The organism is Agrobacterium genomosp. 2 str. CFBP 5494 (genome assembly GCF_900013495.1).
Classification (GTDB): domain Bacteria; phylum Pseudomonadota; class Alphaproteobacteria; order Rhizobiales; family Rhizobiaceae; genus Agrobacterium; species Agrobacterium pusense.
This window is the reverse complement of record NZ_LT009720.1, coordinates 183587-208637: the sequence shown is the minus strand read 5'-3', so window position 1 is coordinate 208637 and position 25051 is coordinate 183587. Positions and strand designations below refer to the sequence as shown.

The window sequence follows — 25051 nt, the reverse complement described above, 5'->3', positions numbered from 1 at the left end:
CGCACATGTGCGCCTCTTCAAGGCGGGAATCCGATCACGATGAGGAAATCCGATGCGGAGGGTTTGGTCCCGGGGCCCACGCTCCTGTTCCCAGTTTCCACGGATGGTTCAACGTCTGCTTGGGCTAATGCTGAAGCCGAAAGCCTCATAGCATATCCAGCATGGCCAGCGCGTTTTCGATCGCGGCGCCCGAGGCTGTATTGTCGAACACGCACCAGCCGTCCGGCGCCAACAGGGCTGAGAAAGACCTGATCGCCTCGTCGGTGTAGCTTGAATAGTAGATTTTTGGCTTGCCATGCAGGCGCACGTATTTTGGCGACGTTGCGAAATCTTCCGCCGGCCACACCGGCGCAGGATCGGCCCAGACCCGGTCGATCCCATAACTTTTCAGCAGGTTTAGCGCCTCAACCGATGCCCAGCTCTTGTGCCGCACCTCGATGACGATCGGACCGTCATCGGCATCCCTTAGTCTCTTGAATGCAGTTCCGAGCACGTCAGCGTCGAACGCCAGCGACGGTGGCAGTTGACAGAGCAGCGGCCCGCATTTCTCTCCGAGCGGTGCGATATCCGCAAGGAGCGTGTCGAACGGCTCGGCAATGTCTTTCATCGCGCGGGTGTGGGTGATCTCCTTGGGAATCTTGACCGCGAACCGAAAGCTGTCCGGGACGGACTCCGCCCAGCGCGCAAAGGTCGATGTCTTATGTCGTCGGTAAAAGGTGGAATTGATCTCAACCCCGTGGAAGACCGATGCGTATCGAGTCAGGCCGCTCCCCTCGTTCGCAAACCGGTCGGCCACCTTTTTCGGGATGGACCACGCGGCGGTGGCAATGATCGGCAATCGTCTTCTCCTCGGCGTGCAAATGCACGAGCGAAACGAAGGGTGCGACAGCCGGGTTCCGTGCGCCGATCGAGCAGACACCGGAACCATCAACCAGCCGAGAACGTTTGGAGAACGAATTCAGGAGACAGTTATGAGTGACAACCCGAAAACCGATACCTCCTCCAATACGCAGAAGGACCCGGACGACTGGGTCAGCGGCGACGAGCCGATGACTGGCGCCCAGCGCTCCTATCTGAAAACCTTATCAGAGCAGGCGCATCAGCCCGATGCTTACGCCGAGGATTTGACCAAGGCAGAGGCGTCGAAGCGCATCGACGAACTCAAGCAGTCCCTCGACCTGGAATGACGCATCAACCGGGTGGCGCATAAAGCGTCCAGCGGTGGACGCCCACGCGGAACTTTTGTGCGCTGCAGCACTTATCGATCGTCAACCGCGAAAGGACGCGACCATGTCAGACCTGCAGCTTGGTGAACCGATCCCCACAGGCATTCCCGGCATTGAGCCGGTCAGCAGCGCAGAGGTGCAAGAGGCCGCCGACGCGGTCATACGGCCGTTCGGGCGGTCTATGACGGCCGCCTATTCCGACAGCCCGCTATTGGATCAGTTGCTTCTGTTCCCGATGAAGCTCGGCCTGTCGATGGCGCTGGCCTCGACGGCGATGCTCGTCAGCCCGATCGCGATGACGAAGCGGCTGCAGACGACAGGCATCATTCAATAAAGGACGCTTCGTCGTCCGGCTCGTTCTCGCCGCCTCCCGGGGCAGCGATTTCGTTTTGCACCGCATGTCGACTGAGCAGGCCGGCATCCTCGAGCGCTTCGATGTTCGGCAGATCACGCAACGTCTCCATGCCGAAGACCGAGAGGAAGTGCGGCGTCGTCACATAGGTGTACGGTGCGCCCGGCGTCGGGCTGCGCGGCCCGGAGCCGATGAAACCCGCACCACGAAGATGACCGATGACGTCTCTGCTGACCTCTTTCCCGAAAATCTTCGACAGTTCGCCACGGGTGATCGGCTGGAAATATCCCACCGCCATCAGCACCATCGCCTCGAACTCCGAGAGCGGCGTTGCCGCGCCGCGCGTTGGAGCATCTGACGCCCGGATCGCGGCCGCGTAACGCGAACGCGTTCGGTGCTGCCAGCCACCGGCGACCGACACCAGTTCGTAGGGCCGGTCCCGCAGTTCCTCGATGAGGTCGTCGATCAACAGATCGATGCTGCAGTCTTTTCCCACCACCCGCGCCAGAGTCTCTCGGCTGACCGGCTCGGCCGAGGCAAAGATCACTGCCTCGACCCGCAGCATCCATTCCCGCCAGCGCATCTCCGCCGGGAACTGATCCAGTTCACGATCAAACAGGACATCGTCCTGGGGATTCTTTTTGCCGTTGCGGCGCGGCTGCATTGGTGCACTCATGCCAGCCACCTCACAACCCGAAGATTCGGAAGGAGGAGCGGCCGGAGAGCTCGCGCACCGCCTCGAAACTTTCCAGACGCTCGAACAGCCGGTTGGCCGCCCAGCGCGACAGTTTTGAGCCCGGCGCGGACGCCGGCACGGCATGCTCGGTCAGCAACCGGCGGATGACCGGCTCTGCCCCCTTGGTTCGCACCTTCTGCGCTCCGGCCAGCAGTCGCGCGGCACGGCGGTCGATCTCGACGGCGGAGCGAAGTGCGGCCTCGACGCCGTCGACTAGCGCCAGGCAGATCGCTTTCGGATAGGCCGGCTCGCCCGACCGGACACGCCCGCGACCGCCGATGGTGCGGAACGCGGGCCAAAACGCTCGGGCAGCAGCAGCGGCACCGGTTTCGGCCAGTTCAGCTTGCAGGTCAGCATGACGTCGGCGAGACCGAGCGCCATCACCTCGGCGTCCGGGCGAACGGCAGAGATCGCCGTTATCAGGTCCGCCACCGCGAAGGGTGCTGCTCGCTCGGACTGATTTGCAGAATCGACGATGTCGGGGATCGAAGCAAGGCTGTCGCCCCACGTCATCCCCAGCAGCGCGGCGACTTCCTTAACAAAGGGTGTGGTGATTGTTGCGGACTGGCGCGCCAGCATTCGTGTGGCCAAAAACAGCTTGCCTCCGGGGCCAGGATCGTCGCCTGTTGTCGTGAGCAGGATGGCGTCACGCAACGCGTGTTCCTCCTCGTTTCGACCGAGCATCTTGGCGGCCACCGTCGCCGATTTGAGGGCGAGGCGGTCGCGCCAGCAGCCGATCCATGGCGGATTGGCGCGGATCAGATCGTCCAAAGATTTCAGCGCGATACCTGCCGCGAAGGCAGCGTCAGCTTCGCTGATGTCACGGCCATGCGGCCGCGTCCAGCTTGGCAGACGAGGCGACCAGGCCGATGTAATCGGGGCAGCAGGAGTGAGCGAATCCATGCAGTGCAGCATAAACTAAGTGCGCAGTTTCTACCACTGATATCTCCATAAACCGCACACCATGTCGGCGATATAAAACGGCCGATAATCTTGCATTATTGGACGTTTTTCTCATTATAGAGAAATGGCCCAAATCATCGAGCAAAACACCAAAAATCACGTCGAGGAGACCTCAGCTCCGTTTCTCAGCACGGCGGCTGGGCGTGATGTTTCCGCGCCGGAGGTGTCAGGCGCAAACCCCCTCCCCTCTCTCGCCGGCGGTGGCGAGACACCTGCTCATCTTGCCAGCCTCGCCGATCGCGCTCGTGGCTATGTCCAGGCGGCCAGTTCCGCCAACACGCGCAAGGCCTACGCGGCCGACTGGAAGCATTTTTCGGCGTGGTGCAGGCGCTCCAATCTGGCCCCCCTGCCCCCGCATCCGCAAACCGTCGGACTTTACATCACAGCCTGCGCTTCCGGCACAGCTGAACGGGGTGCAAAAGCGAACTCTGTCTCGACCATCGAACGCCGCCTCTCCTCACTCTCCTGGAACTATGCCCAGCGTGGCCTCTCGCTCGATCGCAAGGACCGGCATATCGCCACCGTGATGGCCGGCATCCGCAACAGCCACGCCAAGCCACCTGTCCAGAAGGAAGCGGTCATGGCTGAGGATATCATTGCCATGGTCGAAACGCTCGATCGCGGCTCCCTGCGCGGCCTGCGTGATCGGGCCATGTTGCTCATCGGCTTTGCTGGCGGCCTTCGGCGCTCCGAGATCGTCGGCCTCGACCTGAAGGCCGACCAGACTGAGGATGGTCGTGGTTGGATCGAGATCCTCGACAAGGGTATGATTATTACGCTGCGCGGTAAAACCGGATGGCGAGAGGTCGAGGTCGGTCGCGGCTCGGCCGATGCGACCTGCCCGGTCGCCGCAATCGAGACTTGGATTAAGTTCGCCAAGCTTGCGCACGGTCCCCTCTTCCGTCGCGTGACGGGACAAGGCAAAGCAGTTGGGCCGGAACGGCTGAATGACAAGGAAGTGGCTCGGCTGGTGAAGCGGGCCGCCATGGCGGCCGGCGTTCGCGGTGATCTCAGCGAGATCGAGCGGGCGTTCAAATTTTCCGGGCATTCCCTTCGCGCTGGCCTTGCCTCCTCTGCTGAAGTCGATGAGCGTTACGTACAGAAGCAGCTCGGGCACACATCAGCAGAGATGACACGCAGATATCAACGGCGACGGGACCGCTTCCGCGTGAATTTGACCAAGGCGTCAGGGCTCTAGCTATCCCCTCCCCTGCCGTTCAAGCGCTTGCAGAAAAGCCGTTGGCGCATTATAGTCACTATAGTCATTTTGGTTAAAGGTGAAGCAATGCAAACATCAACCCACGACGATATGAGTTGGACGGTCGCCGGCGCAAAGGCAAAGCTCTCGGAAGTCATGGAGCGCGCGCAATTGGCACCTCAGACGATTACACGCAACGGAAAGCCGAGCGTGGTCGTCGTTTCCGCAGAAGAGTGGCAGCGGAAAACTGGGCGCAGGGGATCGCTCGCGGAATTTCTGTTGGCATCGCCTCTGCGCGGCGTTGAACTGGATCTTGAACGGCAGCACGACGAGCCACGTGACTTGCCGTGATGAGGCTGCTCCTCGATACGAACGTTCTGTCGGAAGTTACGAAACCTCGCCCGGATGAAGCTGTTCTTAAGTGGCTTCACGGGCTGGACGAAGACCGTACGTTCATCAGCATCGTGTCGATCGCTGAAATTCGTCGAGGCATTGCGTTGATGGATAGCGGACGAAAACGCGATGCCCTGGACGAATGGCTCGCGCATGATCTGCCTCAACGCTTCGAAAGCAGGATTTTGCCGGTGGAAGGGCCTGTCGCCTTGGCTTGGGGCGATCTCATGGCGCTTGCCAAGCGAAATGGTCGGGGGCTTGCCTCGATGGACGGTCTGATTGCCGCTACGGCCGTCGCCCATCAGCTAACGCTTGTGACGCGCAACACCAAGGATTTCGAAGGCTTTGGAATAGACATCATCGACCCATGGGTGGACTGATTGGGTTCTTGTTTGTCGATTGAAAGGATTGGTCCCGGTGCTTTCCTACAGCTTGCTCAAAAATCACGCCGGCATCCTGCTCGTCGGGGACTATACGTCATTGAGCTGGCTACATGAGGTCGTCCATGACGTAAATGAGCGCTCGCCAATTGTGAAAGACAAGGAAGGCTCGTTCCTTGGAGTGGCCTACGATGTGCGCAAAGCATATGAACGGCAGCGCGAGGTTATTCAGCCGCCAAAGCATTTTGAAGAAATTGGTGTTCGATACGGTGTCCAGATCCTCTGGCCCGTCCTTCTTCTTCAGCAAAGGCTATTAAGGCAATCCCTCGCGTTCCTCAGCCATACGGCCAAAACGCAATCCATCACCTACGCCCTGGAAGCCATCATCGAAGATGCGCTGCGTGAGGATTTTGGTGCGCAAGCGGAACGCATCATTGATCACTGGCAGCGCCTTGACCCAGCTCAGCCTGAGGTATTCGACATGATCGACAGCCGCGGCGGGATCTTTTGTTCATGGACGAAAGCGCAACGGAAGGCCGGCTTTGCGCAGCTCCTTTCGAGTTTCGATCCGATGTATGACCGCTTCTACGCTATGCGATTGAAGAACGGCGAAAAGAACCTGATCTCTCCGACAGAATTCGCGGGCTGGGAAAATGCCGAATGGCCGAATCCTCGGTGGTAAATCACGGGCTCATCAATAGTGGTATCACCCGGACAGACGCCCCTCCCCTGCTCTGTGTTGAAACGGCAAGCTCGGAAACCAGGGGCGGGAACAAGAGGAGTGCAAAATCGTACGCTAAGGGCGAACGGATTGGGAACTTATGCGGCCCGACGTAGCCCGACCGGCAGACGGAGCGGTCGAAATCCGTTGGACATCTGATTTTCGGCATCCCAGGTGTAGATGCCTGTAAGGTTGATATGCTCCCAACTTAACGGCGAGATGTGCTTCAACAGAGTATCAGGAATATTTCGACCCTCTCGCTTCAGCTGTGTGATTGCGCGGTCGAGATAGACTGTATTCCAGTGGACGATCGCACTGACTACGAGGTTGAGACCAGAGGCGCGGAATGCTTGGCTCTCGAACGACCGGTCGCGGATTTCGCCCCGCTCGTGGAAGAACACAGCGCGTTTCAGCTTATGGGCGGCCTCGCCCTTGTTGAGACCGGCTTGGCATCTCCGCCGTAGTGCCGGACTTGAGTACCATTCGATCATGAAGAGCGACCTTTCGATACGGCCGAGTTCGCGGAGCGCCCTCGCGAGATGGCTTTGCTTTGGAGTTGCGGACAGTTTCTTGAGAATGGTAGACGGCACCACGGATCGAGTCGTGATCGACGCCGCAAGATGGAGCAGGTCGTCCCAATGGTCGAGGATCAGATCGGCATTGATCGGGGCCCCGATGTGGTTTGATAGCGCCGGATATGCATCGCACTTGTCGAACGTGTGGAACTTCCGGTCTTTGAGATTACGCAGTCGTGGTGAGAACCGCTTTCCGATCAAGGCGAACAGCCCGAAGATATGATCACTGGCACCGCCCGTGTCGGTAAAGTGCTCTTGGATGTCGAGGGCCGTGTCCTGATCGAAGAGCCCGTCCAGCACATAGGCCGCCTCGCTTTCGGTCGGACTGATGGGCAAAATGCTGAAGTAGCCGTACTGATCTGACAGATGGCTATAAAACTTCGATCCGGGCTCGCTGCCGTAATGCAAGTTGATGTCGCCGCGCTTTGCAGCTCGATCACTCGCACGGAAGAATTGGCCGTCCGACGACGAGGTCGTGCCATCTCCCCAAAGGCGGGAATGCGGATGCCGGGTGTGCGCATCGGTGATACACGCTTGCGCTGCGCGGTAAGTCTCAGATCGAGCATGGAATGTGCGCATCCACCCAATCTGGTGAGCGCTGATCCCCTTGGATGCGCCCGCCATTCGCTTCGGGCCGAGGTTCGTCGCATCCGCGAGTACACCGGCGAGCATGGCGGAAACATTTTTCGGGACGTCGCCGGTGCGAACATGCGTGAATGAATCTGCAAAGCCGGTCCATTCATGCATCTCCCTTAACAGGTCGGGAACCTCGACCAACGGATACATGTCGCTGATCTCGGCATTCAGTTCCTCGGCTGCCATAGGGACTTCGCTGGCGGTTGGTGTAACGACCAAGGTTCCGGCTTCAAGACGAACTCCTTCGAGCTTTCCGGATCGTGCTCTGTGCGCCAGACGCTGGAAGTTGAAGTCGAGCATCTGACGCGCTTCTGCAAGCCATTGCGCGCCGTCTCCCTGGACGCCCAATCCGAGACGATCCTCTTCCTTCATCGTGATGAATGTCGACCTCGGCATCAGATGCTCGTCAATCGGCCGGAAAGAACGGCTGCCGTCCACCCAAATGTCCGCAGATCTAAGCCGGTCTCGCAAAGCCGCGAGCGTGGCGATCTCGTAGAGACGGCGATCGGGTTTTTCCTGTGCGAAGATGAGCCGCCGATCGGTCTGACTGAGGTGGGTGAGCGGGATGCGATCCGGGAGTGTCCGCCGTCTCTCAGCATACAACTGTTTCAGCAGCGCAATTGCCGCTAGAAGCGGGTCGTGGCGACGCGCTGAGCGGAACGTAAACGCCTGCAGAAAGGCGCCGGTATACTTGCCAACAGTCGCATATTGTTCACCGGCCACGACCAAAGGCGAAGCCTCGTTGTCATCAACCATCGACTCGAGTTCAGGCTTCATTCTCAGCAGCCGGTGCCATCCGACTTTCTGGTCGAGAACCTCCAACGCGTTCCGGCCATAATCGTTCGCGGACTGCAGAGCAGTGATCGTATCGAGGAACATGCGCAGCGCTTTGGCGGTGTTCGCTCTGCAGTCCATCTGCCGCCGCTTCTTTCGATTGTTGGCTTGCGAGAACAACTTGCCCATCAGCTTGATGAACATCGTCACTGCATCATCCGTGAGCTTCTGGCAAAGCTTGATGACCTGAGCCACGATCAGAGCGTGGCGACGGTTGGCGTTGAAGTCGTTGGCAAGCCAGGCTGGCGTTGCATTGCCCTCCCGGATGATCTGGTCCCAACGTCCTGATGATATGCGCGCCTGCAACGTTGGATCAATTCCCAGCTCACGCAGAAAGGCTATCCGCTCGATCAACCCGACCAGGTTCGACGCACCCGGCGCTTCTGGCGCCGAGCGCAGCCAGTGAAAGCGCGTCTGGCCGATCGATAGGTCAACCTCTAACAGCTTATCCAGTGATTGAAGCTTATCGAATGGGATGCTTTCAAGCAGAGTTTTTTCCGCCCGGCGCCTGGCTGCGGCACGGCCGGCAAGGCCGATCCGTTCGATCGTGTCGATCGCCGGCAGAAGAACTCCGCGTTCGCGAAACGCAGTGACAAGCGAACTGGCTATTACAGCTCCGTCGTCGGACAGGCTCGCCGCTTGAATTGCCGCCAATAGCGCGGCGCGACGATCTTGCGGGTTCGCGCTTCTCGTATCCAGATACACCATCAGCCGCGCCATATGATCCCGACGGGTTTCTTCACGGCGGGCATAAAGGGCAAATTCGGCGGGAGCGGCGCCGATCTGATCAGCAACAAACTTCAGCATGGCGCGAGGCGGAGTTTCTTCTGCTCCTAGCACTCGACCCGGGTATCGCATCAGACATAGCTGGATAGCAAAGCCGAGTCGGTTGTGATTGCGTCTGCGCAGTTCGATCTCCAGACGATCGGCTGGTGACAATGAATAGTGTCGGATTAAGCTCTCCTCGTCGGCCGGGATATCGACAAGCTTCCGGCGATCTTGATCTTTGAGAAGCTTGCGCTTTGGCATCGCCCGACTCCATTCATGACCAATCTGCGTCGAGCGTGGCCGAGTCGGGCGGAACTCAGAAATCAAAATTGGCGCATGTAGCTGGCAATCCACAGAGATTGGATGTTGCATTTCCGAACTACGACATTGTTCCTGTTCCGTTCGGCCCTAGCGTACGATTTCGGACTGCTCTTGTTCTGACCCCAAGGCTGGCCTTCAGGGCGTCGATGTTGCGCTTCGTGTTTTCGATGACCGTCAGCGCGTTCGATCCGTATCGCTGCAGCACGATGCCCCCGGCGACCTCGCCTTCTCCGTTCAGCTCGGTGATGCCGCGGCGCTCGTCGGGCACGAGTTCGACCCTGGCCACGTCCGCCAGCCGCAGCGGCACGCCCTTTTCGGACCTCAGCACAACGTTTTCGATGTCCGCGACGCCATGGAGGTAGCCGCGTCCGCGCACCATGTATTCGAACTCGGAAAGCTCGACCGTACGGCCTCCGACGTCTCGGTTGCTCGCCTTCACCGCCGAAGCGACTTCGCCCAGCCCGACGCCCTGCGCCTTCAGTCTGACGGGGTCCACCACGACGGAATACTGCTTCACGAACCCGCCGACGCTCGCGACCTCCGCCACGCCTTCGGACCGCGACAGGGCGAACTTGACGACCCAGTCCTGGAGCGAACGGAGTTCCGCGAGGGACAATTCCTTGGCGATCACCGCGTACTGGTAGACCCAGCCCACGCCCGTGGCGTCGGGGCCGAGCGTCGGGACGACGCCTTCGGGCAGACGGCTTGCGGCGGCGTTCAGGAACTCGAGCACCCGGCTTCTCGCCCAGTAGGGGTCGGTGCCGTCCTCGAAGATCACGTAGACGAACGACACGCCGAAAAAGGAGAAGCCCCGGACGACCCTGGACTTCGGCACCGTCAGCATCGAGCTCGTCAGCGGATAGGTGACCTGGTCCTCGACGACCTGAGGCGCCTGTCCGGGGTAGTCGGTATAGACGATGACCTGCACGTCGGAGAGGTCGGGGATCGCGTCGAGCGGAAGCGTCCGCAGCGCGTGGACGCCGCCGGCCGCCGCGAGGAACGCGCCGACGAAGACGAGCAGCAGGTTGCGCGCCGACCAGGAGATCAGGTGTGAGATCATGGCCGGGCGTCTCCCGCGGCAAGCGCGTTCAGCGCAGAGTTCAGATTGCTCTCGGCGTCGAGGAGGAAGTTGGCGGCGACGACCACGCGTTCTCCTGCCGTCAGTCCGGACGTCACCTCCGTCCTTTGGGCCGCACGGACGCCCACCTCGACGTCGCGCGGTTCGAACCTCCCCTCGCCCTTGTCGATGAAGACGACCCGCCTGCTTCCCGTGTCGACGATCGCGTCGTTCGGAACGGAGACGACCGGGTCCGGCCGGCCGGTCGCTATCACGACGGTGCCGAACATGTTGGGAAGAAGCCTGCCGTCCGGATTGGGCAGCCGGATCCGCACCCTGGCGGTCCTCGTCTGCTCGCGGATCTCGGGATCGACGACTTCCACGACGCCGCGGACCGTCGCGCCGGGCCGGGCGCCGACCGCCACGGTCGCCTCCGCTCCGACCGCGACGGCGGCGAGCTGGCTTTCCGGAACGTCGGCCACCATCCAGACTTCGCGGATGTCGGCGATCCTGAACAGGACGTCGCCGGGCTCGGCCATGCTGCCCGGCGTGGTCGAACGCTCGACCACGATCCCGTCCACGGGGGCTTCGAACGAGATGCTGGACGGAACCTTCCGATCCCTGCGGATGGCCTCGACCATGCGGTCCGACATTCCGAGGTTGCGAAGCCTCAGGGCGCTCCCGGCAGTGTCGCCGCCGCCGGCTACGACGTTGGCGTACTCGGACGCGGCCGTCGCGACGTCCTTCGAGTAGAACCTGAAGAGGGTTTCGCCGGCCTTTACGCGGCTGCCCGCGGTAACCGGGGCGACGTCCTCGACGAAGGAGTCGGAGCGCATGCTGACGGTGTGGATCCGGCGGTCGTCGAGCATGACCACGCCGGGGACCCGCAGCGTCGTCGGCAGGCTCTCCATCGTGACGTCCGCGGTCCTGACGCCGGTCCGCTGCAGCTTCCCGAGCGGAACCCGGACGGTCGACCCCTCTTCGGCCTCGCCCTCGTAGACCGGAACGTAGTCCATTCCCATCGAATCCTTCTTCGGCACCTTCGAGGTGTCGGGAAGCCCCATGGGGTTGCGGTAGTACAGGATCTTGCGACCAGACGCCGGAGCGCCTCCCGATCCGGCGTCGGAGACCTTCGCATCCGGCTGCGCGCCTTGCGCCGTTTTGCCCGGCTGCGCGCCTTCGGGCTTGTCGGCGAAGCTGACGTCTTCGCTTGCGCGCACCGGAAGATAAACCCTTCCGTCCGGCGTCTTTGCAGGCCCCGCCGACCATGCGGGGTCTCCATCGGGATGCCTGTAGTAGACGACGGGGTCGGTTCCTGCAGACCGGGCTTCTTCCGCGGCGGCGGGCAGCTTCGTCATCGAAAGCCTGATAGCGGCGACGTCGGGGACGGCGACCCGGCCGGCGCCGAGCAGGTATCCTCCCCCGCCACCGACGGCGAGGGAGCATGCGGACAGGATCAGCGCGGCGGTCTTCACGGGAGGGCCTTCAGAACGACTTCGCCCCGCACGGTCTCCGGTTCGCCCTGAACCTTTGCGGCCACCTTGAAGCGCCAGCCGCCCGCCATCGACAGGTTGGTGCGGAAGCGGTAGACGCCCGGCTCGGTGGCCGGGAGGTTTTCGACCGAGGTCGTCATCATCTCCATGCCGTCGGGCGTCATGTCCATCCGGGTGGTGAAGATGACCGCGCCGGGCACGGGTTTTCCGGACCGCTTGTCGACCAGCCTGACGGCCACTTCTGCCTGCGGACCGTGCTTCACCTCGGAGGCGACAGGCTGGAATTCGTAGTCGCTGGCCCCTGCCAGGGCGGCGCCCGCGTATAGGGCAAGGAAGGCGAGCACGGCGGCCGCCGCCCGCACGGGTACGTTTCTGTTCTTCATGATTTCACATCTCGAAATGCGCGGATGCGCGCAGGATAAGGACGCGCCTCAGCGTTCCCGGCAAGCGGGACGGTCGGACGCAGCCAACGAGCGTGAATCAGGCGCGCGGAGGTCTTGGAGGCGGTTCGACCAGCGCCGAAGCGAATTCTGCTCCCGCAAGGCGCGGGAAAGACATCGGCAGCGGAAGGACGACGGGCAGGCTCGCCGCAGCGGACAGGTTGCCGACGATCACCGTGGAGCATACCAGCGCAAGGGGGCAGAACTTCATGCAGTCGGGGATGGCAGGCTTCTTCTCTTCCGGACAGCAGGGCATGTCCGCCATAGCTTCCTCGTCCGGAGACTGGTCCGCCATGTCCATCGCCATGCCCGCCATCTGGCCCGATGAAGCCATGGCGGCCGCGGCCGTGCTCACGCTCGCCGGCCCCATCAGGACGGCGAGCATGGCAAACGCGCAGACAATGCGTTGAATGACCATGATCGGCTTCATGGTTTCATATTTGCACGACACGCGGCCTGTTGTGAAGACGTCGGAGCGCGGTGCGACATTGATCGCTCCCCCTCCGACAGTCCCGTAGCGACAGGTGCCGGGAGGAGACGCGCCCTCTCGGCAGCTTGTCATGCCGCCATCTTGTCACAGCTTTCGGCACACTTCCTGCAGGCGTCCACGCAGCTCTGCATGTCGCCGACGCGCTCGCAGTCGTCGGCGCACTGTCGGCAGATTTCCGCGCATTCGCGGCACGTATGCTTGTGGTGCTCGGTGCCGATCAGCATGAAGTGGGCGGAAGTCCTGCACATCTCGGCGCAGGCCATCATGAGCTTGAAGTGGGACGGCTCGACGTGCTTGCCTCCCATCTCCAGGCAGTGCCCCATGGCCATCGACAGGCACTCGCTGTAGCACGCGAGGCAGTTGTCGATGCACTCCTTCATCTCGGAGGACGTGTGATGCATCACTTTGCCTCCTTTTCAACCCAGGCGGTCAGTTCCTTGATCTCCTTGGTCTGATCGTCAATGATCTTTTGGGCCTTTGCCTTGGTTTCAGCGTTGTCGCCGTGCTTCAGCTCGACCTCGGCCATGCTGATGGCGCCCATGTGGTGGGCGATCATTCCGCAGGCGAAGGATACGTCCGCATCCTTCTTCATCATTCCCTGCATCATGTTCATGTTCATGGCCTTCATGCCGTCCATCGATTCCTTTTGGTAGTCGGTCATGTCAGCCATCTGCATGTTGTGACCCTGCATGGCCATATCGCCGCCGGATGACATGTCGGATTTGCACTTATCCGGATAGGCCATCGATGACGCGGACTGGGCGGAAGCTGAGACCGGGGCGGCCAGGAATGCTGCCGCGATCAAGGAAGAGGCAAAGGCGGTCTTGAGCACGTTGTTCATTTTGAACTCCTGTTTCGTGGGGTTGCATATTCTGAGGATCGCGAGGCAGGAGATCGTGGAGGCGGATCAATTGAGGTCACCAGCAGAAGGGGCTGCTCCGCCTTCAGATAGACGTGGGGACTCAGCCGTGCTTCGGAAGGTAACTCAGGCGCTGGGAGGGCCGGCAGCATAGGGCAGCAGTGCATCGCGTCACAGCAGCCCGACTGGGACTGGACAGGGTGGTGATGGGTGGAGATGTCGTGCACGTGAGCGGTCTGGCAGGGAGGCAACGCAGCGACTGCTGGAAGCATGCCGAACAGGCTCACCAGGACCGTCGCGATGGCGAAAGCGCAGAGGACGTACCTTAGGCTGTACTTTAAGATCATCCGGAACTCCCAAGCTTGCTGCCTGAACATCCTTTCGCGGTGAAAGGTTCCACGTCTCCTACGACCTCTGAGCATCAGGTTCTAACGATCCTGCCAAATAAGGACCCGATTCCCAAGAAGCCGCGGGAACATCGGCCGTTCATCTCGCAGCTAAATTAACTAAATCTTGAATATGATGATTAATAATCGACGACTGTGACATTTATGACATCCTCCCGCCGTATTGGCAGGACATGACGCGCCATGGCGGAGGCGGAGACAGGGCACCTTGAAGCACAAGATGACGACCGGACCCTCGGGTGGTTCAAAGATAAATGGTCGCCCTTTAAAGCGGTTTGGCGCAGCCATCCTGATTGGCTGCCTTATCGGCTTCGTCGCTTCCGCTGGGCATGCGTCCGCGGAAGACCGCGCACTGAAGCTCTACTTCGGGCACACGGGTGAGCGGGCGGTCATCACGTACAAGAGAAACGGCGTCTTCGACCAAGCAGGTCTGAACCAGCTCAACCATTTCCTGCGAGACTGGCGCGCGGATTAGAGCACCAGCATGGACCCCAGGCTCTTCGATATTGTGTGGGAGGTCTACAAGCGCAGCGGAGCAAGCGATTACATTAACGTCGTCTCCGGATATCGCTCGCTTGGCACCAACGCCATGCTGCGTACGCGCTCGTCGGGCGTCGCCAAGGAAAGTCAGCATACCCGCGGCAAGGCAGTCGACTTCTTTATTCCGGGGGTGAAGCTCGCGACGCTCCGCGCGCTGGCGATGCAGATCCAGGGCGGCGGGGTAGGTTACTATCCGACCTCGGGATCTCCCTTCGTCCACGTGGACGTGGGTGGAGTTCGCGCCTGGCCGCGGATGAGCCGCCAAGAGCTCGTGCAGCTCTTCCCGAGCGGTAAGACGCTTCATATTCCGAGTGATGGAAGGCCACTTCCTGGCTACGAGACGGCGGTTGCCGAGTATAAGCGCCGCGGCGCGGGCTCAGCCGTCGAGATCGCCAGCTTCGGCGGCAGCAAGCGCAAGGGCGGCTTCCTCGCCGCCCTGTTCGGCGGAAATGATTCCGAGGAGGAGGACGACGTCGCCGAAACCACCGCGGTGGCAACCGCAAAGAGTGCTGCGAAGGTGGCAAAGGCGGAAGAGCCCGTGGCCGTTGCGTCGGCTGAGCCGGCGCCCAAGTTCGACGCCCCGGTTCCCGCGCGGCGTCCAGAGGCGGGCGCTCTCCTGACTGCGCTCCGTCCGGCGTCTCCTGCCGAGCACGAGGCGTTCGCCGCAGTGATCGCCAGCCCCTCCCCGACGACCGGCGAACAGGCCGCGTTCAAAGACCTTTCGGCCTATGCCATCCCGGTTCCGGTGTTCGCGTCGCGCGGTGCGCCGGCGGAGAAGGTGCCCACGGCGCCACGCGAGACGCAGGCAGACAAAATTACAACCGCATCCATCCCGACGGGCGCGCAGACGGCGCAGGCTCCAGTCGTGCCGCCGCAGCGCAAGGAGCTCGCGGCTGCCCTGACGGCGCCGCCGGTCGGGGACCGGATGACACGGAGTTCCTTCACCGCGAGCTACACTACGGGATATCCGGCCCACAATGGATTCAAGCCGGTGACCGCGTCGGCGAGCTTCGACTTCGGCCGCTTCGGCGATCTCCCGGCAGCGCCCTGATCGTTCAGCGGCACCCGGTTAGCCGTGCGGAAAAAGGATTGTCACCCTTAAGCCGGGCTCGTTGTCGGACAAGCTAATCGAGGCGTCGTGCAGCTCGCAGATCGCTTTCACCATGCTAAGCCCAAGGCCGGAACCCTCAGTCGTCCTGCTCTTGTCGAGGCGATAAAAGCGCTCGAGCACTCGGACGCGCTCGGCCTCGGGAATGCCCGGTCCGTTGTCGCTGACGCAGAGGGTGACGCCGCGCTCGTGCGACGTGACCTCAACTAAGATGCTGCTGTCCTTCTGCGTGTGACGCATGGCGTTAGCAAGAAGGTTCGCAAGCATCTGCCTGATTAGGTCCAGATCGCCCCAAACCCGACAGGCGTCGTTCGGGGTTACGGTACGAAGAACGTGGCCCTCCTCCAGAGCGATGACTTCGTACGTCTCATGGATGTCGAGTGCCAACTCGGTGACATCGATATCGACGAACTGCGCCCTCCTGCTTCTCGACTCGATTTGCGCGATGCGCAGTAGCGCGTCAAAGGTGGCGGCCAGCGATGATAATTCCTGCAGCGCCCACCCAACGGCTTGTTTCAATTCATCCGGGTGCTCGCGGTCCAACGCGTCGTCGAGGGCAAGGAAAACGCGTCCGATAGGAGTTTTAAGATCATGCGCGATGTCAGTCGTAACCTGCTTGAGCGCGGTCACGCTGGATTCTAAACGGCCCAGGGCTACGTTTACCTCGCTGGACAGCACGTCGATCTCGTCCATACGCTGTGACACAGCCAGCCGACGCGACAGTTCCCCATGCCCAATCGCATGAGCGGCCTGTGACAGGGCGTAAATCCGGTTTCCCGTTCGATATCGCAGCATCGCCGCACCAAGGAGGGCCACAGCGAATACAATCGCAGTGGTCCAGCCGAAACTGAGGAGGACAATTCGCGCCAGCTGCTCCGTATCTCCCTCGCTCGTTCCAACGATGAGATCATTGTCGCCGAGCCGGCCTCTGAAGAGCTTATAGCCGGTCGTTCTGTCATGCTGGCTATCCGGTGTCAGAAACGAGAAACCGGCCGGCACATTCTCGAGCGGAATGTTGCCTGCAATCACGCGGCCCGCCACATCCCGGAGAGTATAAATTGTCTCCTGGCCGCTGATCGCAGGGCCGTGGCTGTTGACCATGTCGATTGCGCCGGACACACCCCTGGCCAAGAATGCCGTTTCGATCTCCCGATAACGTTCCATAACGGCTGCTTCAAGACGATCATCAAGGTAGCCCACAACCATCTGATAAGCCATCACATTCGCTCCGAGATACGCGACAACAAATAGCGAGCTATAGATGATGGCGAGCCTGACGGCTGTACTCTTGAGAAAGCTACCGCCGCGCATGGAGGGAATAGCCGGTGTTGCGAACGGTATGCAGAAGCGGGAAATCAAACGGTCTGTCTATCTTCGCCCTTAACCTGCTGACGTGCGTCCCTACCACTGAGCTTTGTGGGTCAAAGTTGAAGTTCCAGATTTTCTCCAACAGCATCGTCTTGGTTAGCACCCTGCCCTCGTTGCGCATGAGAAGCTCTAGGAGAGCGAATTCGCGAGGTAGCAGATCGAGCGGAGTTCCCGCTCGTTCCGCGGTGCGCTTGACCAAGTCGAGCTCAAGGTCGCCAACCCTGAGTCTCGTCTTTTCTGTAGAAATTGGTGGTCGCCTGACGAGTGCGTTGATCCGCGCCAGCAACTCGGAAAACGCAAAGGGCTTTACAAGATAGTCATCACCGCCGGCCTCCAGACCCTCGACCCGATGATCAACGCCGCTCATAGCGGTGAGAAATAGTATCGGCGTTCGTACCGAAGCCGCACGAAGGCTCTTCACCATCGTCAGCCCATCGAGTCCTAGGATCATCCGATCAACAACGAGCACATCATAGGAGGCGTCGAGCGCTGCGCTCAGGCCCTCTCTGCCGTCGCGAAGCCAGTCTACGACGTTACCCCCTGATGTCATTCCCTTTGAGATGTATGTGCCCGTCTTCTCGTCGTCTTCAATCAGAAGAATTTTCATGCCGCATCCAGATGATTTGCTATACGGAACCCGAAGTCATTGATTTAGGCTTTGTTGCGGCGATCTGGGTCTTCTAACTTTACAAAGATGTAAAGTACCGGACAGGTAGCTGACAATCCGGCGATCTACCTTCCTCGTGCTGCACCTCCGCAGCGCCCACAGAGGAAAGATCATGAAGTTTCAGCTCGCCATCGCCTTCTTAGCACTCGCTGCAGCCGCCTCCACCGCATCAGCTAACGGTCCCCTCAGCGCACGCGCATCAGACGTCGACAGGATCGTTCAGGGTCACGGAAAACCGGGTGACGTGGCCAATGCCAAGTCCGACGCAGTAACATTTGAAGTCCTCAACAACGGCGTCGTCAAGCGGACCAACACGAAGTACGGCACGGTATCTTTCATCGATCCGGCGCAAGAAGCTCGGAAATTGCGAAACAATCGCTGATTCTTCAACGCTCTCCTCGGAACCAAAGCACGCTATCGTAGGGGCTACTCGATATGGCAGCACGACAAGTCAAATCGGCCGTGCACATCTTTGCGCGACTGATCTTCGTGATGGTGGGGCCGACGGCTTGGGCGGAGCATGAGCGGACGTATCGGGATCACGATCGGGAAGCTGCCGCCTTCTCATTCAGAGAGCGGCGATAGTATTAAGTATGATCGGGTCCGCTGTGCTCAGAGCAGCGGGCCGCCGCCTACAACCCAAGTGCGTTGTGCCTATGCCACACAAAGGACGCGAATTCGTGGTTAGAGGCGGCGACGATTGACAAGCTTGAAGGCTCTGGCGATCTTCTTAGGCATGAGCGGGATGTTTCGAATCACATCTAAAGCGTTGGCGGTGATGTTCAGACTGGTGATGGTTCTATCACTGGCTGGCTATAGCTTTTCGACCGTCAACGCAGCGATGCATCCCGATGCCTCTGTTCAAGTCTCGCAGTTGGATCAACATTCGTCTCACGAGGGTCATGATCAAGTCACACTGAGTGACGCGGGTCATCACGGTGATCAGCACGATCACAGCAAGCCGGAGAAGTCAAAGACCTCGTGCTGTCAGGATTATTGTGGCGTTGCCGCAATCACGTGTTCTGGTTCCTCGATGTCTCATCCGACGGTCGTAGCGATCCGCGAGTTCGTTGACGACACGGACACTGTCGGTCAAGCGCCGAGCCTTCATCGACCCCCAAATATCTGAGAGGTAGCACCCGCGCCGCGGGGCTTGCTGTGTCTTTGCGCGATCACGTGCGGCGGCACAATCACGATCTTATTCTCGGATTTTCACCATGCAACGTTTGTTCCTGGTGGTTGCCTTGCCGCTTATTGTGAGCGGATGCGCTTCCACATTACCCGAAGTCGTAGCCTCAACCGACAACCCTGACACCGTGTCCGACGTCAGACCTGCTCGGTATCAGAGCCCTGTTGGGGGTTACACGCATCGGCTGCCTGTCGATCCCAAGCCCTGGCGCGGTCTCAATGACGCCCAGGCTCCGAAGAAGGGTTGAACGCGATGACGCTTAGATCGATCAAACTGATGTCTGCGATCGCACTTCCTCTCGTCACCGCGGGCTGTGTGACGACCGACTACTCGGCAGTTGACGCTGGGTTTGCGAACGCTTCTGCGAAGAGCGGCGAGGCCACGGCCAAGCAGACCGTTTGGATCCAGAACCAAAAACAGGCCCAAGCCACGCGTGACCGGGTGAAGGCGCTGATGGCGAAGAAGACCATCGATGTCGAGACTGCCGTACAGGTCGCGCTCCTGAACAACAAGGGGCTCCAGGCTTCCTACGCTGATCTCGGCGATAGCGCCGCCGACGCGTGGCAGACGCAGTTATCAGTGTTTCCTACGTTCTCCGTGGGGCTGTCCGGCATCGGTACGCCGGGTCTCGAGGCCTACCGGGTTCTCGAAGGTGCCACCGCCGCCAACATCCTGGCGCTGGCGACCTACGATCGGAACATCAAGCTCGCCGATAACCGTTTCCGGCAGGCGCAGCTCAAGGCAGCAATCGCCACCATCTCGCTTGCGGCCGAGACGCGCCGCGCGTGGATCAACGCTGTCGCAGCATGGGAAAATGTGGCCTACCTCAATCAGGCGAAGGCGGCGGCCGACGCCTCGTCCGAGCTCGCGAAGAAGATCGGTGAAGCCGGCTCGATGCCGAAGGGCGACCAGGCCCGCGAGCACGTCTTCTACGCCGAGCTGACCGGGGAGACCGCCAAGGCCCGGCTGGCCGCCAAGCTCGCCAAGGAGGAGCTTGTCCGGCTCATGGGGCTGTCAGGGACCGACATCGACTTCCAGATACCGAACCGTCTACCCAACCTTCCTAAGGCCCTCATCAAGCGCGACGACATCGAGGCCGAGGCCATCGGGAAACGGATGGACCTGCAGGTCTCGCGTCTCGAGCTTCAGGCGGCGGCGAAGTCCTACGACCTGACGAACGCGACGCGCATCGTTACCGACATCGAGCTTGTCGGCACCTGGGAGAAGGAACGCGAGCGGGAGGACGGCAGGATCGTTTCCGACATCTCGAGGACCGGAGCTCTCGAGTTCACGATCCCGATCTTCGACTCCGGCCAGGCGAGGCTGCGCAAGGGCGAACTCGCCTACATGCGGTCGGCCAACCAGTTGGCGCAGCTCGCGGTCAATGTACGTTCCGAAGCCCGGTCGGCATACGTGGCCTACAGGTCGAACTACGACATCGCCCGCCACTACCGCAACAACGTCCTGCCGCTGCGCAGCGCGATCGAGCAGCAGTCGATGCTCAACTACAACGGCATGATCACCAGCACGTTCGAACTGATCTCGGACACGCGCGACAAGATCACCTCCACCATCCTGGCCGTCAACGCGAAGCGTGACTTCTGGCTGGCCGAAGCGAACCTCGCCCCCGTGATCTACGGCGGCAGCACGGGTTCTGCCGCAGCCGAGACCGAGGTCGCATCCGCCGAGCCCGCCGCGGCCGGCGGCCATTGAGAAAGGAAACGAGAATGTTCAGCAGAAGACAATTGCTCGGCGCGGGCGCCGCGTCCGCCGCCCTCGTCTCCTCCCAGGCCTGGGGCCAGACGACGAACATGGGCCTGCCGGAAGCGGCCGTCATGGAATCGGCGGCGACCCAGACGCCTGTGAAGCCGTCGGTCGGCCCGGACTACAATCCGGTGGTGACCCTGAACGGATGGACCCTGCCCTTCCGGATGAACAACGGGGTCAAGGAGTTCCACCTGGTGGCCGAGCCCGTCGAGCGCGAGATGGCCGAAGGGATGACCGCATACCTGTGGGGCTACAACGGACAGTCGCCGGGTCCGACGATCGAGGCGGTCGAAGGCGACCGGGTTCGTATCTTCGTCACCAACAAGCTGCCGGAGCACACCACGGTACACTGGCATGGAATGATCTTGCCGTCGGGCATGGACGGCGTCGGCGGGCTGTCGCAGCCGCACATCCCGGTCGGCAAGACCTTTGTTTACGAGTTCGACCTCGTGAAGTCCGGGACGTTCATGTACCACCCGCACTCCGACGAGATGGTGCAGATGGCGATGGGGATGATGGGCTTCTTCGTGGTCCATCCCAAGGATCCGACGTTCATGCCCGTCGACCGGGACTTCGTATTCCTGCTGAGCGCCTACGACATCGATCCGGGTTCCTACGTGCCCAGGGTCATGGAGATGACCGACTTCAACCTCTGGACCTGGAACAGCCGCGTCTTCCCCGGCATCGATCCGCTGGTCGTGTCGAAGAACGACAGGGTCCGCGTGCGCGTCGGCAACCTGACGATGACGAACCATCCGATCCACATGCACGGCTACGATTTCGAGGTGACCTGCACGGACGGCGGGTGGGTACGGCCGGAGGCCCGTTGGCCCGAGGTCTCGATCGACATCCCGGTCGGGGCCATGCGAGCCTACGAGTTCGACGCGAAGTATCTCGGCGACTGGGCGATCCACTGCCACAAGTCGCACCACACGATGAACGCGATGGGCCACGAGATTCCGACCTTCATCGGGGTCGACAAGAAGGAGGTCGCGAAGAAGATCCGACAGTTCCGCCCGGAATACATGCCGATGGGCACGGCCGGCATGGCCGACATGGGCGAGATGTCGATGGAAATCCCAGAGAACACCGTTCCCATGATGACCGGCTGGGGTCCCCATGGCCCCATCGAGATGGGCGGCATGTTCTCCGTGGTGAAGGTCCGCGAGGGCATCTCGGCGGGCGATTACACCGATCCGGGCTGGTACGAGAACCCGCCCGGCACGCAGGCCTGGGAGTGGACGGGCAGCCTGCCCGACGCGACTAAGGCAAAAGACGCGAAGACGCAGCTACCTTCGAAGCATTCGAACCACGGCTGACACCCCCTCCTGAACAACCAAAAAGGAAACAAATATGAGAAATGCAATCATCGGCATGCTTCTGGCAACCGCCCTCACTACTCCTGCTCTCGCATCGGGCAGCCACGCAGGAGGACATGGCGAGGCCATGGCCGTTGGCGAGCCGGGCGACAAGTCCAAGGTCACGCAGACCATCCACGTCAGCATGAAGGAGACACCGGACGGCAAGATGGTTTTCACCCCGAACAACTTCAAAGTCCGCAAGGGTCAGACCGTACGCTTCACGATCAAGAACGAAGGTGAACTCGATCACGAGTTCGTTCTCGATCAGGAGGACAAGGTTATGGAGCATAAGGCCGTGATGGAGAAGTTCCCGGAAATGGAACATGACGACCCGAACGCGATCCGTCTCGCCGCAGGCAAGTCCGGCGAAATCGTCTGGAAGTTCACCAACGATGGCGTGTTCAAAATAGCCTGCCTCGTTCCCGGGCATTACGACGCCGGAATGCACGGCGACGTAGCTGTCTCCAAGTAACCCGAAGAGGAATCTTACAAATGAAATCCATTATCAAGATTGGTGTCGCCGCCGCGATCGCCCTTTCCTCCGCAGCCGGCGCGTTCGCGCAGGAATTCACGAATGGTACCGTCAAGAAGGTCGACGCAAAGGCGAAGAAGGTCACGCTGATCCATGAGGAGCTGAAGACGCTTGAAATGCCTGCGATGACCATGGTCTTCCAAGTCACGGACGATGCGCTGCTTGCGAAGCTTAAGGAAGGCGCGAAGGTCCAGTTCGTCGCTGAGCGCATCAACGGCAAGCTGACGGTCACGCAGGTGAAGTGAAAAGAAGTCGTTCAGCTCTCTCGACATGGCGCGGTCTCCTCTGCGAGGCCGCGCCGACATGATGGCGGTGCCCTATGAACATTGAAGTAAGAGCTGAGACCTTGAACGAGTTCGACGGTCGGATGACGTCCCGTTTGGCTTTTCAAGCGTTCGGCAGAATTGGACCAGAACTCTCATCAGAGAGGTTTTCTTGGGCGTATAAGAGCGGATATGAACGCGTCACTATAATATCTGCTTTTGCGGACGGGATCACAATTGGTCAACTTGTGAGTTTTTCTAAAACTTTGTGCCTGGCTGGTCGCTCTGTTCAAGCCGCCGAGCTCGTTGATCTTTTTGTTTCACCCGAATTCAGGGGCATGAAAGTGGCGGGCAAGCTCTACAAGACAATGCGCGATATGCTCGAGCGCGACGGGATCGCTGTGCTCTACACCTACGCGAACCAAAGAGCTTCGTATCTCAACCGTCGGCATCTCGGCTTGGAAGAATCTACTCAGCTGCCTGCCTACATAGGTCTTCACTTAAATCTTCGCTCTTCCAAGCAGAGCGATGTCACAATATGTGAAACCGTGGATGAGATCGCGGCGGCTTGTACTGCACGCACGAATGCGGCTTCACAGAACGGCGTAACAGTGACGGCAGAGCAATTAGCGCGCAGAATTAGCTCACCGATACATAAATATGTATCCGCACATTGCGGAGATGTTGCAATTATTGGATCGCCAAGAGTTGTAAAGTCTGTACCTCTGCTTCTGATCTGTGCGACCTTCACTACACTTGATCGCCCCCCAGACAACAAGACAGTTCGAATGCTCACGTCGGCTCTGTGTGGCGCGTCAGATAGAGAAATTTTCCTCTACGCGGGCTGGAACGACGCGTTCAATTTCGAACACGGTTTCAGAGTTCCTGGCAGTCTCTTCCAAGGAAGGCTCGTCATTCAGTCGAACTTCCTCGACAGCCGCCGTAACGACTTCGGTCGATTTGAGTTGATCGACATAGATTATGCCTAGAAGTACGAAGTGGTCTCCTTCCAGCTTGTTTAGTCGTTAGAGGTTACATGAGTGAGATGTGGCAGAGGCCCATTCAGTACAATTTCCTAGTAATTCGTAGAAAAAGTAAGATGACCCCAAGGACAACGCCTAGAGATCGAGAGGCGATGCATGAGCTTCGGTCCGCTTCGCTAAGATTTGTAGCCCTTTCAATCTTGATCGCGAATTTGATCGTCGGTGAAAATCAAACCAGCTTCGCCTTTAATATGATCGTCAGCTCATCGTATCTTGGCGTTAGCGGCGCCTCTGTCATTGCCGCGATTCGATTACCCGCGAACCGGCGCCTGAACGCAGTCTTTGTCATTCTCGATGCGATGTTAGTGACGGTTGTCCTTTACGAACACATTCTAGCAAACCCAATAAACGCCAATCATGGTCTCACAACGTCGAGCCTAGTTATTGCGTTCATTCTTCTAAATCATACAGCGCTCAAGCTCGATGTTCGCCTTATAGTTTTGTTCTCGACGATCGTTTCTACAGCATGGCTTACTATGCTTGCAATAATGGCATCCAGACATCAGGCTAGTACACCGCTTATGCTACTAGACAATCTGCTTAACCAGGAATTTATTCTTAATGCCAGCTTCGGCTTTACGGCTTTGGCGCTCATTCTACTCGTCTTAGATTACGATCGAACTTGCAGGCATGCCCTAATGATTGACGAACGACGAATGAATCTGTCTCGTTTTTTCTCGCCCACCGTAGTATCCGATCTTGAGAATGCAAGTGCTGTTCTGGATCTAGAGCGTCGGAACGCCGCTATCATGTTCGTCGATGTTCGAGACTTCACCCGATATTCGGAAACAGCAACTGCGCAAGAATTAGCAAAGGTCCTTTCGGAATACCGACGTATCGTGGCCGGTACAGTATTCGCCTACGGTGGTACTGTCGACAAGTTCATCGGAGACGGTGTTATGGCCGTCTTTGGTCAGCCGAAATCGCAACCAGATGACGTAAGCCGGGCACTAGCTTGCGCAATGAAACTAGTTGGCGCACTCCACGAATGGCGTATGGCGAATATTGAGCAAGGCCTGCCAGCGCTTGCTACAGGAATTGGTCTCCACTACGGGACGGTCTTAGGCGGAGTTCTTGAAAGTGGTTTCCATGATGAGTTTACTGTGATGGGTGATCCTGTGAATGTTGCAAAGAGGCTAGATATAGTTGCCAAGGACCTTCAATCACCTCTCGTCGTTTCCACAATCGTTCTAGATCAAGTACCCGGCGCACAAAAATCCGCTCACTGGTTACGAAAAGAAAAGGTGCGGCTTAATGGACGCAAGGAACTGATCGATATCGCCTATTTAGACTTGGATTTTAATACCAAGCAGACTCGCTAAGCGCACGGTTCCCGTAAAAGTCTCAGCTGCAAAAATACCTTG

General features: G+C 59.7%; 25 protein-coding genes and 3 pseudogenes. 16 read left to right on the top strand and 12 right to left on the bottom strand.

Going from position 1 to position 25051, the window contains the following annotated elements; genetic code table 11:
* Window positions 1–145: 145 nt before the first annotated feature.
* The gene (locus AGR2A_RS25455; protein ID WP_072492811.1) at window positions 146–838 is read right to left on the bottom strand and encodes a DUF72 domain-containing protein; all 693 of its coding nucleotides are present in this window, start codon (window positions 836–838) and stop codon (window positions 146–148) included.
* Window positions 839–971: 133 nt separating this feature from the next.
* Between AGR2A_RS25455 and AGR2A_RS25450 the strand changes: the two genes are divergently transcribed.
* Together AGR2A_RS25450 and AGR2A_RS25445 are read left to right on the top strand one after the other, a co-directional pair.
* Window positions 972–1187: a DUF3072 domain-containing protein gene (locus AGR2A_RS25450; protein WP_072492810.1), complete on the top strand. Its 216-nt coding sequence runs from the start codon at window positions 972–974 to the stop codon at window positions 1185–1187.
* Between the two features lie 103 nt (window positions 1188–1290).
* On the top strand, window positions 1291–1560 hold the full coding sequence (locus tag AGR2A_RS25445) for a hypothetical protein (protein WP_234797299.1): 270 nt from the start codon (window positions 1291–1293) through the stop codon (window positions 1558–1560).
* Here the strand turns inward: AGR2A_RS25445 and scpB are convergent.
* Together scpB and AGR2A_RS25435 are read right to left on the bottom strand one after the other, a co-directional pair.
* A complete protein-coding gene (gene scpB / locus AGR2A_RS25440; protein ID WP_234797298.1) occupies window positions 1550–2242 on the bottom strand; it encodes an SMC-Scp complex subunit ScpB in 693 nt (230 codons plus the stop codon). The genes AGR2A_RS25445 and scpB overlap by 11 nt on opposite strands.
* 22 nt (window positions 2243–2264) lie before the next feature.
* Window positions 2265–3217: pseudogene (locus AGR2A_RS25435) on the bottom strand (DUF1403 family protein).
* A gap of 124 nt (window positions 3218–3341) precedes the next feature.
* Between AGR2A_RS25435 and AGR2A_RS25430 the strand changes: the two are divergent.
* The 4 genes from AGR2A_RS25430 (at window position 3342) to AGR2A_RS25415 (ending at window position 5930) form a co-directional block, all read left to right on the top strand.
* A complete protein-coding gene (locus AGR2A_RS25430) occupies window positions 3342–4475 on the top strand; it encodes a site-specific integrase (protein WP_072492807.1) in 1134 nt (377 codons plus the stop codon).
* An 87-nt stretch (window positions 4476–4562) separates the two neighbouring features.
* Window positions 4563–4826 carry a type II toxin-antitoxin system Phd/YefM family antitoxin gene (locus AGR2A_RS25425; protein WP_037094653.1) on the top strand — a complete coding sequence of 88 codons (264 nt, stop codon included), beginning with the start codon at window positions 4563–4565 and terminating at the stop codon, window positions 4824–4826.
* A complete protein-coding gene (locus AGR2A_RS25420; protein WP_072492806.1) occupies window positions 4826–5248 on the top strand; it encodes a type II toxin-antitoxin system VapC family toxin in 423 nt (140 codons plus the stop codon). The genes AGR2A_RS25425 and AGR2A_RS25420 overlap by 1 nt, the downstream gene beginning before the upstream one ends.
* Window positions 5249–5285: 37 nt before the next feature.
* Window positions 5286–5930, top strand: a complete 645-nt coding sequence (locus AGR2A_RS25415; RefSeq protein ID WP_080823580.1) for a DUF6904 family protein — start codon at window positions 5286–5288, stop codon at window positions 5928–5930.
* 137 nt (window positions 5931–6067) lie between these two features.
* Here the strand turns inward: AGR2A_RS25415 and AGR2A_RS25410 are convergent, their stop codons facing one another.
* The 7 genes and pseudogenes from AGR2A_RS25410 to AGR2A_RS25380 form a co-directional block, all read right to left on the bottom strand.
* Complete coding sequence (locus tag AGR2A_RS25410; RefSeq protein ID WP_080823510.1) at window positions 6068–9043, bottom strand: Tn3 family transposase; 2976 nt, start codon at window positions 9041–9043, stop codon at window positions 6068–6070.
* Between the two features lie 172 nt (window positions 9044–9215).
* Window positions 9216–10163 (bottom strand): annotated as a pseudogene (locus AGR2A_RS25405) (efflux RND transporter permease subunit); the annotation flags it as partial.
* The gene (locus tag AGR2A_RS25400) at window positions 10160–11635 is read right to left on the bottom strand and encodes an efflux RND transporter periplasmic adaptor subunit (protein WP_072492802.1); all 1476 of its coding nucleotides are present in this window, start codon (window positions 11633–11635) and stop codon (window positions 10160–10162) included. The gene AGR2A_RS25400 and the pseudogene AGR2A_RS25405, both read right to left, overlap by 4 nt.
* Complete coding sequence (locus tag AGR2A_RS25395; RefSeq protein ID WP_080823509.1) at window positions 11632–12036, bottom strand: FixH family protein; 405 nt, start codon at window positions 12034–12036, stop codon at window positions 11632–11634. Before AGR2A_RS25395 ends, AGR2A_RS25400 begins: the two co-directional genes overlap by 4 nt.
* Before the next feature lie 97 nt (window positions 12037–12133).
* Window positions 12134–12655, bottom strand: a complete 522-nt coding sequence (locus AGR2A_RS25390) for a hypothetical protein (protein ID WP_139786415.1) — start codon at window positions 12653–12655, stop codon at window positions 12134–12136.
* Entirely contained in the window at window positions 12652–12984 is a 333-nt protein-coding gene (locus tag AGR2A_RS25385; protein ID WP_072492800.1) for a four-helix bundle copper-binding protein, read from the bottom strand. The genes AGR2A_RS25390 and AGR2A_RS25385 overlap by 4 nt, the downstream gene beginning before the upstream one ends.
* Complete coding sequence (locus AGR2A_RS25380) at window positions 12984–13424, bottom strand: DUF305 domain-containing protein (protein ID WP_072492799.1); 441 nt, start codon at window positions 13422–13424, stop codon at window positions 12984–12986. Before AGR2A_RS25380 ends, AGR2A_RS25385 begins: the two co-directional genes overlap by 1 nt.
* Window positions 13425–14069: 645 nt before the next feature.
* Between AGR2A_RS25380 and AGR2A_RS30205 the strand changes: the two are divergent.
* Window positions 14070–14757, top strand: a pseudogene (locus AGR2A_RS30205) (DUF882 domain-containing protein); the annotation flags it as partial.
* A 701-nt stretch (window positions 14758–15458) separates the two neighbouring features.
* On the opposite strand, the gene AGR2A_RS25370 reads toward AGR2A_RS30205, so the two are convergent.
* Complete coding sequence (locus tag AGR2A_RS25370) at window positions 15459–16808, bottom strand: sensor histidine kinase (protein WP_072492798.1); 1350 nt, start codon at window positions 16806–16808, stop codon at window positions 15459–15461.
* Window positions 16795–17472 (bottom strand): winged helix-turn-helix domain-containing protein, encoded by a 678-nt coding sequence (locus AGR2A_RS25365; protein WP_072492797.1) that lies wholly within the window; start codon window positions 17470–17472, stop codon window positions 16795–16797. Before AGR2A_RS25365 ends, AGR2A_RS25370 begins: the two co-directional genes overlap by 14 nt.
* Window positions 17473–17644: 172 nt before the next feature.
* Here AGR2A_RS25365 and AGR2A_RS25360 point away from each other — a divergent pair, with 172 nt between their 5' ends.
* From AGR2A_RS25360 to AGR2A_RS25320, 9 genes are all read left to right on the top strand, one after another.
* A complete protein-coding gene (locus tag AGR2A_RS25360) occupies window positions 17645–17914 on the top strand; it encodes a hypothetical protein (protein WP_072492796.1) in 270 nt (89 codons plus the stop codon).
* Between the two features lie 318 nt (window positions 17915–18232).
* On the top strand, window positions 18233–18661 hold the full coding sequence (locus AGR2A_RS25355; protein WP_234797297.1) for a hypothetical protein: 429 nt from the start codon (window positions 18233–18235) through the stop codon (window positions 18659–18661).
* An 88-nt stretch (window positions 18662–18749) separates the two neighbouring features.
* Entirely contained in the window at window positions 18750–18968 is a 219-nt protein-coding gene (locus AGR2A_RS30200; RefSeq protein ID WP_072492795.1) for a hypothetical protein, read from the top strand.
* Window positions 18969–18973: 5 nt separating this feature from the next.
* Window positions 18974–20434, top strand: coding sequence for a TolC family protein (locus tag AGR2A_RS25345; RefSeq protein WP_072492840.1), 1461 nt, complete (start codon window positions 18974–18976; stop codon window positions 20432–20434).
* Between the two features lie 14 nt (window positions 20435–20448).
* Window positions 20449–21807: a multicopper oxidase family protein gene (locus AGR2A_RS25340; protein ID WP_072492794.1), complete on the top strand. Its 1359-nt coding sequence runs from the start codon at window positions 20449–20451 to the stop codon at window positions 21805–21807.
* 34 nt (window positions 21808–21841) lie between these two features.
* Window positions 21842–22321, top strand: coding sequence for a cupredoxin domain-containing protein (locus tag AGR2A_RS25335; RefSeq protein WP_072492793.1), 480 nt, complete (start codon window positions 21842–21844; stop codon window positions 22319–22321).
* 20 nt (window positions 22322–22341) lie between these two features.
* A complete protein-coding gene (locus tag AGR2A_RS25330) occupies window positions 22342–22626 on the top strand; it encodes a copper-binding protein (protein ID WP_072492792.1) in 285 nt (94 codons plus the stop codon).
* 74 nt (window positions 22627–22700) lie between these two features.
* Window positions 22701–23633 carry a GNAT family N-acetyltransferase gene (locus tag AGR2A_RS25325; RefSeq protein WP_072492791.1) on the top strand — a complete coding sequence of 311 codons (933 nt, stop codon included), beginning with the start codon at window positions 22701–22703 and terminating at the stop codon, window positions 23631–23633.
* 110 nt (window positions 23634–23743) lie between these two features.
* Entirely contained in the window at window positions 23744–25009 is a 1266-nt protein-coding gene (locus tag AGR2A_RS25320) for an adenylate/guanylate cyclase domain-containing protein (protein ID WP_072492790.1), read from the top strand.
* Window positions 25010–25051: the final 42 nt, after the last annotated feature.